8 protein-coding genes are annotated in these 10,849 nt (G+C 60.9%); 7 read left to right on the top strand and 1 reads right to left on the bottom strand.

Annotation, left to right across the window (positions count from 1 at the left end; genetic code table 11):
• Nucleotides 1-60 precede the first annotated feature (60 nt).
• Nucleotides 61-1,023 carry a thioredoxin-disulfide reductase gene (gene trxB, locus WBP53_RS05340; RefSeq protein ID WP_423926681.1) on the bottom strand — a complete coding sequence of 321 codons (963 nt, stop codon included), beginning with the start codon at nucleotides 1,021-1,023 and terminating at the stop codon, nucleotides 61-63.
• A 269-nt stretch (nucleotides 1,024-1,292) separates the two neighbouring features.
• Here trxB and ald point away from each other — a divergent pair, with 269 nt between their 5' ends.
• From ald to WBP53_RS05375, 7 genes are all read left to right on the top strand, one after another.
• The gene (ald, locus tag WBP53_RS05345) at nucleotides 1,293-2,360 is read left to right on the top strand and encodes an alanine dehydrogenase (protein WP_423926683.1); all 1,068 of its coding nucleotides are present in this window, start codon (nucleotides 1,293-1,295) and stop codon (nucleotides 2,358-2,360) included.
• A 45-nt stretch (nucleotides 2,361-2,405) separates the two neighbouring features.
• The gene (locus WBP53_RS05350; RefSeq protein ID WP_423926685.1) at nucleotides 2,406-4,727 is read left to right on the top strand and encodes a DNA translocase FtsK; all 2,322 of its coding nucleotides are present in this window, start codon (nucleotides 2,406-2,408) and stop codon (nucleotides 4,725-4,727) included.
• A 117-nt stretch (nucleotides 4,728-4,844) separates the two neighbouring features.
• Nucleotides 4,845-5,495, top strand: coding sequence for an outer membrane lipoprotein chaperone LolA (lolA, locus tag WBP53_RS05355; protein WP_423926687.1), 651 nt, complete (start codon nucleotides 4,845-4,847; stop codon nucleotides 5,493-5,495).
• A 173-nt stretch (nucleotides 5,496-5,668) separates the two neighbouring features.
• Complete coding sequence (locus WBP53_RS05360) at nucleotides 5,669-6,076, top strand: MerR family transcriptional regulator (protein WP_423926689.1); 408 nt, start codon at nucleotides 5,669-5,671, stop codon at nucleotides 6,074-6,076.
• Complete coding sequence (locus WBP53_RS05365) at nucleotides 6,073-6,744, top strand: hypothetical protein (protein ID WP_423926691.1); 672 nt, start codon at nucleotides 6,073-6,075, stop codon at nucleotides 6,742-6,744. Before WBP53_RS05360 ends, WBP53_RS05365 begins: the two co-directional genes overlap by 4 nt.
• 12 nt (nucleotides 6,745-6,756) lie before the next feature.
• Nucleotides 6,757-9,141, top strand: a complete 2,385-nt coding sequence (locus tag WBP53_RS05370; protein WP_423926693.1) for a heavy metal translocating P-type ATPase — start codon at nucleotides 6,757-6,759, stop codon at nucleotides 9,139-9,141.
• Between the two features lie 171 nt (nucleotides 9,142-9,312).
• Nucleotides 9,313-10,662, top strand: a complete 1,350-nt coding sequence (locus tag WBP53_RS05375) for a replication-associated recombination protein A (protein WP_423926695.1) — start codon at nucleotides 9,313-9,315, stop codon at nucleotides 10,660-10,662.
• Nucleotides 10,663-10,849: the final 187 nt, after the last annotated feature.

Consider the following 10,849-nt stretch of genomic DNA (forward strand, 5'->3'; position numbering starts at 1 on the left):
TGCTTCACGTTGTCGACCAGAAGCAGGAGCATCACGGCTGAAGCCGCTTCCTGCAAGAAATCAGCCTGCCAACCCGAGCTTGTCGAGATACTTCTCGGCGTCCAGTGCAGCCATGCAGCCGAAACCAGCAGAGGTGACGGCTTGACGGTAAACCTGATCAGCGACGTCACCCGCGGCGAATACACCCGGAACGCTCGTTGCCGTGGCGTTGCCTTCGAGGCCGGTGCGAATCGTGATGTAGCCGTTTCGCATGTCGAGCTGGCCTTCGAAAATGCCGGTATTCGGGGTATGACCAATGGCAACGAACATGCCCGTGACCGGCACGTCGCGGGTGGATCCATCTTCGGTGCTCTTGACGCGCACGCCGTTGACCCCGGTCGAATCTCCGAGGACCTCATCGACACTGTGGTTCCAGAGGATGTCGATTTTCCCCGCGGCCTGCTTCTCGAAAAGCTTGTCCTGCATGATCTTCTCGGCGCGCAACTTGTCGCGGCGATGGACCAGAGTCACCTTGCTGGCGATATTGGACAGATACAGCGCTTCCTCGACTGCCGTGTTGCCTCCGCCAATCACAGCCACTTCCTGCCCGCGGAAAAAGAATCCGTCGCAGGTGGCGCAGGCGGAAACGCCCTGGCCCTTGAACTTCTCCTCGGATTCAAGGCCGAGGTACATGGCAGTTGCGCCCGTGGCGATGATCAGCGAATCACAGGTGTACTCGCCACTGTCGCCCTGGAGATGAAAAGGGCGCTGCTTGAGGTCGACCGTATGGATGTGGTCGAAGACAATTTCGGTATCGAAACGCTCGGCATGCTTTTGCATGCGCTCCATCAGCGCCGGGCCCTGCAGGCCCTCGACATCACCCGGCCAGTTGTCGACATCGGTGGTGGTCATCAACTGACCGCCCTGGGCAAGCCCGGTGATCATCATTGGCTTGAGGTTTGCCCGTGCTGCGTAGACCGCTGCGGAGTAGCCGGCAGGGCCGGTTCCGAGAATGAGCAGACGCGTGTGCTTCGGAGTCGTCATGTATAATCCCGACCGCTTTTCCGGCCTTGTGTTGTGGCGAATCTGATTCGTGTCGGCGCTTCGAGCTGAAGCCCGGAAAGTGCCGGCACGCCATGGTTTTACAGCCGCGATGGACTTCGATTCGGTGAATCGGTCGTCCGCAGCGGTAGTTGAGAATGGGGTGCCGGGACGGACGAATCAAGAGTTCACACGCAATGGCGTGGTTTGGCAGTCGAATGACCCGCGCCGGCATCCGCATGGCGCGTTTATTGATTTAACTGGAGAATCTGATGCGTATCGGTATCCCGTCCGAGACCAAGACCCTTGAAGGTCGCGTGGCCTTGGTGCCAGCAGCCTGCGCCGATCTTGTCCTGCGAGGCCATGAAGTCTTCATCCAGTCCGGTGCTGGCACCAAGAGCGGTTTCAGTGACGAGGAATTTGAGCGCAATGGCGTCAAGGTTGTCGCCGATGCCGACAAGCTCTACGAAGTTGGCGAATTGATCGTCAAGGTCAAGGAACCGATTGCCGGTGACCTGTCGCGCCTGCGCAAGGATCACCTGTTGTTCTGCTACCTGCATCTTGCGGCCGAACCCGCATTGACCAGGAGCTTGCTCGATATTGGCCTGACCGGCATCGCGTTCGAATCCGTCGAAGATGCGGATGGCACCTTGCCGCTACTGGCTCCGATGTCGATCATCGCCGGGCGAATCGCGATTCAGGTCGGCACCCATCTGCTTCACCAGCCTGCGGGCGGCAAGGGCAAGTTGCTCGGCGGCCTGCCTTCCACGGATCGCGGCAAGGTGGTCGTGCTCGGTGCCGGTGCGGCTGGCGGCAATTCGGCAGCGCTTGCGGCTTCTGGCGGTGCCAATGTGGTGGTATTCGACAAGCGCCCGGACCGCCTGGCCCAGATGATGGCCCTCGGCGCCAATGTGACTGCCCTGTATCCGTATGAAGAGTACGTTGCCCGCGAGTTGCGCACGGCCGACCTAGTGGTCGGTGCTGTTCTGGTGCCCAGTGCACGTGCACCGCGCGTGGTCACGGCTGCGATGGTCAAGGACATGGAGCCGGGCAGTGTGCTCGCCGACATTTCGATCGATCAGGGCGGCTGCTTCGAGACCTCGAAGCCGACCACCTGGAAAGATCCGACCTACGTGGTCGACGGCGTAACCCATTTCGCCGTGACCAACATGCCGGGGGCCGTACCCCAGACTTCATCGCAGGCAATATCGGCGGCGATCCTGCCGTACGTGCAACGTCTGGCCGGCGGACCCTCCTGGCGTGACTATGCGCCGCTCAAGGGCGGTATCAATGTCGATGCAGGAAACATCGTTCATCCGGCACTCGAAGGCGTTGTTTGATTCAAAACAATAGCTTGCGCTGACATTTTAAGGTAACTTCTTCCTGTGGCGCGAGAATCCAAGACCAAGAAACCCACCCCGCTTGACGACAAGCTGCAACGTCGACTGCGTGAGGTGGGCTTTCTGCTGCTGTTGCCAGTGGCGATCTACCTGTTTGCCTGTCTGTTCACATACAGCCCTGCAGACCCCGGCTGGTCACATGTTGGCGAGCCCGATCATGTGGTCAACTTTGGCGGCAAGATTGGTGCCTATGCGGCCGATCTCCTGTTCTATTTCTTCGGTGCACTGGCCTACGCGTTCCCGGCATTGCTGTTGCTGGTCGGAGCAATTGTCCTGCGTGGCGGAAGTGGCCGCGATGGGTCGCCTCTGGAACCGGCTTTTCGTCTGGTCGGCGGTCTGGCCTTCTTTGTTGCAGGTTCGGGGCTGGCATTCCTTCATTTCACCGAACCCAGCCAGCTGCCAGCCAAGGCCGGAGGGGTGCTGGGTGCTCTGATCGGCGGATCGCTGATGAAGGGCTTCGGTTTCCTCGGCGCTACCTTGTTCCTGCTGGCGCTGCTGCTGATCGCGGTCACTCTGGCAACCGGATTGTCCTGGTTCAAGCTGATGGACTGGATCGGGCGCAGCCTGCTTGCAGCATTCGCCTGGGCGCGCAGCCGCTCGAAGCAGGCGGAAGACTGGAGTGCGGCGCGACAGGCCAGGGTAGAGCGCGAGGTCGTGCGCAAGGTCGATACGATCCGACAATCCAAGCGCGAGCCACTCAAGATCGAACCCAGCCTGGCACCGATCGGCAAGAGCGACCGGGCCCGGCGCGAGACCCAGATTCCATTGTTTGTCGGTTCATCCAGCGAAGGTGAAGTGCCGCCACTGGCCCTGCTTGACGAACCCAGTCAGCGCGTCTCCGGCTATTCGCAGGAAACCCTCGATGCGCTTTCGCGTCAGGTCGAATTCAAGCTCAAGGATTTCCGCATTGATGCCGAAGTCGTCAGCGCGCATCCGGGACCGGTCATCACCCGCTTCGAGATGCAGCCGGCGCCCGGCATCAAGGGCAGCCAGATTTCCAGCCTGGACAAGGACATCGCGCGTGGCCTTTCCGTCATCAGCGTGCGCGTGGTCGACGTGATTCCGGGCAAATCCGTGATTGGCCTGGAAATCCCCAACGTCAATCGCGAAATCGTCTACCTTTCGGAGATCCTACGTTCAGACAAGTATGACCAGATGAAATCGCCGCTGGCCCTGGCCCTCGGCAAGGACATTGGTGGTGCGCCCGTGGTCGTGGATCTGGCCAAGATGCCGCATTTGCTGGTCGCCGGAACAACGGGTTCGGGAAAATCCGTGGCCCTCAACGCGATGGTGCTGAGCCTGCTTTACAAGGCCAATGCGACCGACGTTCGCATGATCATGATTGATCCGAAGATGCTCGAGCTTTCGGTTTACGAAGGCATTCCGCATCTGCTCGCCCCTGTCGTTACCGACATGAAGGAAGCGGCCAACGCGCTGCGCTGGTGCGTGGCCGAGATGGAACGTCGCTACAAGCTCATGGCTGCGGTAGGTGTGCGCAATCTGGCCGGATTCAACAAGAAGGTGCGTGACGAGGAGGCCAAGGGGCAGCCCCTGCTCGATCCCCTGTTCAGGCCCGATGCCTCGCAGCCCTCGATGAAGGCCGAGCCGCTCACGCCGCTACCGTATATCGTCGTCATCATCGACGAGTTTGCCGACATGATGATGATCGTCGGCAAGAAGGTGGAAGAGCTGATCGCACGCCTTGCCCAGAAGGCGCGTGCCGCCGGTGTGCATCTGATCCTGGCGACCCAGCGCCCCTCGGTCGATGTCATCACCGGGTTGATCAAGGCCAATATTCCTACTCGTATCGCATTCCAGGTGTCGAGCAAGATCGACTCGCGCACGATCCTGGATCAATCGGGTGCCGAAACGCTGCTCGGCCATGGCGACATGCTCTACCTGCCGCCTGGCACGGCCACGCCAGAACGCGTGCACGGCGCCTTTGTCGATGACCACGAAGTGCACAAGGTCGTCGAGTGGCTGCGCGCCCAGGGCAAGCCCGACTACATCGACGGCGTTCTCGAAGAAACCCAGACCATGGCCGATGGCAAGATCATCGGCGAGACCGGACTTCCCCAGGATGCTGCCGATGCCGAGGGTGGCGAGGACGCCGTGCTCTATGACAAGGCCGTGGCGATCGTCACTGAAACGCGCCGTGCATCGATATCGGGCGTGCAGCGGCACCTGCGCATCGGCTACAACCGTGCCGCGCGCCTGATCGAACAGATGGAACGTGATGGCGTCGTCAGTGGACCCGAGCACAACGGCAGTCGCACCGTGATCGCGCCGCCACCACCGCGCGATTGAGCGTGCCCGGCAAGCCACGCTTCAGCGACACTGTGGGATTCTGCGCTGAATGCTATTGACTCAAAGCTCGTCATTCCCGCGCAGGCGGGAGTCGTTCCCGATTCAAGGACAACCCTGATGCTGCGTGCATTCCTTCTGCTGTTTTGTCTTTTCGTGTCCTATGCCGAAGCTGCCGACACGGCGCGTTCGAAGCTGGAAGCGTTCTCAAATGGCATCCAGGTCATCAGCGGTCGCTTTGAGCAATCGGTGATCGGGCCAAAGGGCAATCGAGGAGAGGTTTCCTCGGGCAGCCTGGCGCTGAAAGCGCCACGGCAGTTTCGCTGGCAAACAACAACCCCCTACGAGCAGGTGATCGTGGCTGATGGCAACCGGGTCTGGGTCTACGACCCGGATCTGGAGCAGGTCAGCGTACGCAGCCAGGGTACCGAAGAAGCCCACAGCCCCTTGTCCGTGCTGACTGACTTGTCGCGACTTGACCAGGAGTTCACCACCAGCGAATCCGGTGAGCGGGGTGGCCTCGAGTGGCTCAGGCTCGTATCGAAGGTGAAGGAGCCCGAATTCGCCTACGCCGAATTGGGTTTTGGGCAGGGAGGTCTCGAACAGATGCGCTTCGAGGATTCCCTGGGCAATACCACCGAGATCCTGTTTTCGGACTGGAAGCGCAAGCCAGCGCTCGCTGTCGACACGTTTTCCTTCACGCCTCCTGATGGAGTTGATGTTGTCGGCGACCCGGGTGCCGATGCAGAGGTCTTCCCGATCAGGGATTGACCCGCGTCAGGTGTGTTGCGCTCGCAGCATCGCGAAACTGACTGCCAGCTGAATCCCCTCGACAAAACTCTTGACTCTGGACCATGGTCCAGAGTGCATGCTGTCGGCCACGGATTCCGGCAAGGCCCTCAATGGTATTGCAGGAGTCCGATCCAACCCGATCGGAGGATGTCATGACCCATTTCGCCATAGGCCAGCTTGCGAGCGCGGCCGGTGTCGGTATCGATACGGTGCGCTACTACGAGCGCAGTGGCCTGCTCAAGCCGGCGGAACGTTCGCCATCGGGATACCGAAAGTATGGCGATAGTGAACTTGATCGTCTGAACTTCATCCGCGGTGCCCAGCATCTCGGATTCAGTCTGGGGGAGATTGGCGAACTGCTGGCGATTAGCAGTCGCGGCGACGTCAAGGCCATGTACGAGGCGGCCAAAGTGCGCCTAGTCGATATCGACAATCGCATCAGCGAACTTCAGCGCATGCGCGCTGCACTGGCCAACCTGATGTCGGGTTGTCCGGGCGAAGGCATGGATGGGGATTGTCCCATCTTGCGAGCTCTGCTCAACAAGGAGGCCACACCATGAAGAGTGACAATACGGTGTTCCAGTCAAGTGAGGTTTCGCGCGCTGTCAGCCACCGTTGCTGCCTTGCGCGAGTGAATGCGCTGCTGAAGTCGCTGCGCGTGAAACACGATAGAGCCGCTGTTGCGCGAGAGTCGGCAGGTTCGCTCATCCATCATGTTGAAGATCTTGATCTCCATGCACCCAGTCTTCACGACATCTGCGCCGGCGAACTCGAGGCCTCGTTCGCTTCCGAAGAGATTTGCGGCGACCGCGCCGTTGAGTTTGCCATCAGATATGACAGTCCACGCGAAATCGCCCGGGCCAGGCTGGTTTTCGCGGCGACGCTGGTCGTTCCCCTGGTGCTCGTTGCAGCGACCCTGTCGGCGTTCGACGGCGAGCTGGGACGTGCATCGACATCCCTGTTGACGTTCTCGGCGCTGGCGCTGACGACGCCGCTGATTCTTGCGCTGGCCGGGTCGGTGCTGCGCAGCGGCTGGCAGGGAGCACGTGCCCATCCGGTGATTGCGCTTGCAGGTGTCGCAGCGGCGAGTGGCTATGCGGGCAGTGCGTTCGCCATGGTTGAACCAGGTGCCGGGTCTTCTCCGGCACTGATGCTCTCGATGGCAGGCTTGCTGGTGATGAGTGTCCATCTCGGACATTGGCTGCGTGTGCGCAGGGTGTCGATCTAGGAGTAGGACAACATGATCACGCATCACAATCAGAGGGCTGACGGCCACGAGCAGGCGACTGTCGATGCCAAGGACACCGAATCCGGGTCGCACGAGGCGAAGCCGACGAACTCGGCGAAAGATCCGGTCTGCGGCATGTCGGTCAATCCGGAAACGGCGAGGCACACTGCCGCGTGGCAAGGCACGACCTACCACTTCTGTTCGGCGCGCTGCCACGAGAAATTCGTCGCCGATCCGGGGAGCTACCTGGATTCGAATCGGGAACAGACCGCCGTGCCCGTTGCCGAAGGGGCGATCTACACCTGTCCAATGCACCCCGAGATCCGGCAAGGGGGTCCTGGTAGTTGCCCAAAATGCGGCATGGCGCTGGAGCCGATGGTTCCGACCGGGGACGCCGACGACAGCGAGTTGCGGCATGTGCGCTGGAAGTTCCTGATTGCTTCGGTGCTTGCCATCCCATTGTTGCTGGTTGCCATGGGCCCGCATCTGCTCGGACTGCATTTTTCAGAATCGACATCGACCTTGCTGCGCTACGCGGAGTTCGTGCTGGCGACGCCGCTGGTTCTCTGGCTGGGTGGTGCCTACTACCTGCGTGGCTGGCAGGGCGTGCTTCACAAGTCACCCAACATGTACACCTTGATCGGCCTCGGTGTATTGGTGGCTTATGGCTTCAGTCTCACCGCGTTGTTCGCGCCGGAGATGTTTCCGCCGTCAATGCGCGACGAGCACGGTCATGTTCCGTTCTACTTCGAGGCAGCCGGGGTGATCATCGCCCTGGTTCTGCTTGGCGAATGGCTGGAGTTGCGCGCCCGCGGCAAGACTTCGGCGGCGATCCGGCGTCTGCTTGATCTCGCTCCGAAAACCGCCTTGCGCCTGAGCGGTGAAGGTGACGATGTAGAGGTGTCGCTGGATCAGGTCGAAGTTGGCGATCGCCTGCGCGTGCGACCAGGTGAAAAGATTCCGGTCGACGGCACGGTCGAGGAGGGCAGCAGCAGTGTTGATGAATCGATGCTCAGCGGCGAACCCATCGCCATCAGCAAGAACAAGGACGACAAGCTGACCGGTGGCACGATCAACGGCACTGGCAGCCTGGTCATGCGTGCCGAAAAAATTGGCAACGAAACGGTACTGGCGCAGATCGTGGACATGGTGGCCAAGGCTCAGCGCTCCAAGGCACCCTTGCAGCGGCTGGCCGACAAGGTTTCGGTTTACTTCGTCCCGACTGTCGTCGCCATTTCGCTGCTCACGTTCGGACTCTGGTTCGCGTTTGGCCCCGAGCCACGCCTGGCCTATGCCATTGTCAACGCGGTCGCCGTGCTGATCATCGCCTGCCCGTGCGCGCTTGGTCTGGCGACGCCGATTTCGATCATGGTGGCCAGTGGGCGCGGTGCCGAAGTGGGCGTGCTGTTCCGTGAAGCAGCCGCGATCGAGGCGCTCAGTCATGTCGACACCCTGGTCCTCGACAAGACGGGCACGATCACCGACGGAAAGCCGCGATTGACCGATGTGGTCGCTGCCGAAGGTTTTGATGACAACGAGGTCCTCCTCATGGCTGCGAGCCTCGAGGCGGCCAGCGAGCATCCGCTCGCACGTGCCGTACTGGATGGCGCCAGGGACCGTGACATCGTGATCCGGAAAACACACGGCTTCGAATCCGTGACGGGTGAGGGCGTGCGAGGCGAAGTGGATGGGAAAAAGGTCGACCTGGGAAATGCCAGGCTGATGGCCAGCTACAGCCTTCCGGACTCGCTTTCCGGCCCGGCGGATATTTTGCGCAAGGATGCCAAGACCGTGATGTTCGTTGCGGTCGAAGGCCGTTTGGCCGGATTGATCGCCGTACAGGATCCGATCAAGGCCGATGCCGTTGAAACGCTAAGGGCGCTCAAGGCTGAAGGTTTGCGTCTGGTCATGCTGACCGGCGACAACGAAGCGACCGCGAAGGCCGTTGCCGCGCGATTGCCGCTGGACGAAGTTCGTGCCGGGTTGTCGCCAAAGGACAAGGCTGACGCCATAGTGAGCATGCAGGAGGCCGGTGCACGCGTTGCCATGGCCGGCGACGGCATCAACGACGCGCCTGCACTGGCCGCATCCGATGTGGGGATCGCCATGGGCAATGGCACCGACATCGCGATGGAGAGCGCCCAGATCACCCTGGTCAAGGGCGAGCTCGGGGGGATCCTCAGGGCACGCAGACTATCTGCGGCGGCTGTGCGCAATATCCACCAGAATCTGGGATTCGCATTCGGCTACAACGCGCTTGGAGTGCCAATCGCGGCGGGCGTGCTCTATCCGTTCTTCGGATTATTGCTGAGTCCGGTTATCGCTGCGGCCGCAATGAGTTTTTCCTCGGTCTCGGTGATCAGCAATGCCTTGCGACTGCGCAGCACGGAGATCTGAATAGAGCCGCTCGCGGGGCTCTCCATTGGAAAAAGGCTTCAGTCATGACGCTGATATTCTACGAAAGAAGCATCGCAGCTGAAGCTTGCTCCTACCGGGCAAAACCGAGCTTCTAGCCCTGAAAGAGACGCTGGTCCCGATGCATTGACAGCTTTTCCGTATCATGGCGACATGGCTCGAAAGAAGACTGCAGAAACTCCCAGCTTGTTTGTTGAACCGGAAGGACTCAAGCCACTGGCCGAACGCATGCGTCCGCGCACCCTCGACGAGATCGTCGGGCAGGGCCGCCTGCTTGAGCCCGACAAGCCGCTGAGACGTGCGATCGAAGGCGGCAAGCTGCATTCGATGATTCTCTGGGGGCCGCCCGGGTGCGGCAAGACCACGCTTGCGCTGCTGCTCGCGCACTATGCCGATGCGGATTTCAAGGCGATCTCGGCCGTGCTTTCCGGCTTGCCCGATGTTCGCGCGGCATTGGCCGAGGCGGAAGCCAGGTTCGCGCAGGGCAGGCGAACTGTCCTGTTCGTAGACGAGGTGCACCGTTTCAACAAGGTCCAGCAGGATGCCTTCCTGCCGCACATCGAGCGCGGCGTGATCATCATGGTCGGTGCCACCACCGAAAACCCGTCATTCGAACTCAACTCTGCGTTGCTTTCACGCTGTCGCGTACACGTGCTGGAGTCACTGACCAACGCACAGATTGTCGAAGCCTTGCAGCGCGCGCTTGATGATGCCGAACGTGGACTCGGCGACATGGAGTTGAAGGTCGAAGCCGAATCCCTTGCATTGATTGCCCAGGCCGCGGATGGCGATGTGCGCCGTGCACTGACCTTGCTTGAAATCGCATCGGAACTGGCCGATGACGGTCGCATCGACGAAAGTACCCTGACCCAGGTGCTGGCGGATCGCACGCGTCGCTTCGACAAGGGCGGGGAACAGTTCTACGACCAGATTTCTGCCCTGCACAAATCCGTGCGCTCGTCGGATCCGGACGCGGCCTTGTACTGGCTGACGCGCATGCTCGATGGCGGCGTTGATCCTGCGTACCTGGCGCGTCGCCTGACCCGCATGGCGATCGAGGATATCGGCCTTGCCGATCCACGAGCGCTGACCCTTGCGCTGGAAGCCTGGAATACCTGGGAGCGCCTCGGTTCGCCGGAAGGAGAGCTTGCCTTCGCCGAGCTGGCGATCTACCTGGCCATTGCCGCGAAGAGCAACGCGGCGTATGCGGCATTCAACGCGGCGCGTGCAGAAGTGCGTGCAAATGGAACACTGGAAGTCCCCATGCATTTGCGCAACGCACCGACCAAACTGATGAAGGGGCTCGGCTACGGCAAGGGCTATCAGTACGACCCCGATATCGAGGGCGGTGTTGCACTGGACCAGCAATGTCTGCCCGATGCCCTGGTGGATACCGTGTTCTACAAGCCGGTCGAGCGCGGGTTGGAACTGAAGATTGGTGAGAAGCTCCAGTCGCTTCGCAGCGCACGCAGTGCTTCACGGAAGAAGGAAGGGCAGACTTGATGCGGGCAACGCGATGCAGTCCGGAAACGAGAGCGCGGCTGGAAAGACGATCGCGCCCTCGCGCCTTGTGGGTGGGTGGATTCGTTCTGGCAATCATGGTTCAGGTCGCATGCGTACCCGCCACACATGCACAGGACGCAGCCGCCACGCCGGCAGTCACCAATGCTCTTGTTAAGCTCGGCGAGGC

This window comes from Dokdonella sp., assembly GCF_049593775.1.
In the GTDB taxonomy this organism is placed as follows: domain Bacteria; phylum Pseudomonadota; class Gammaproteobacteria; order Xanthomonadales; family Rhodanobacteraceae; genus Dokdonella.

Coding starts and splice junctions, on each gene's coding strand:
- lolA (WP_423926687.1), top strand. CDS start 4,845: ATGCTGCGTGCATTCCTTCTGCTGTTTTGTCTTTTCGTGTCCTATGCC.
- ald (WP_423926683.1), top strand. CDS start 1,293: ATGCGTATCGGTATCCCGTCCGAGACCAAGACCCTTGAAGGTCGCGTG.
- WBP53_RS05365 (WP_423926691.1), top strand. CDS start 6,073: ATGAAGAGTGACAATACGGTGTTCCAGTCAAGTGAGGTTTCGCGCGCT.
- trxB (WP_423926681.1), bottom strand. CDS start 1,023: ATGACGACTCCGAAGCACACGCGTCTGCTCATTCTCGGAACCGGCCCT.
- WBP53_RS05360 (WP_423926689.1), top strand. CDS start 5,669: ATGACCCATTTCGCCATAGGCCAGCTTGCGAGCGCGGCCGGTGTCGGT.
- WBP53_RS05375 (WP_423926695.1), top strand. CDS start 9,313: ATGGCTCGAAAGAAGACTGCAGAAACTCCCAGCTTGTTTGTTGAACCG.
- WBP53_RS05370 (WP_423926693.1), top strand. CDS start 6,757: ATGATCACGCATCACAATCAGAGGGCTGACGGCCACGAGCAGGCGACT.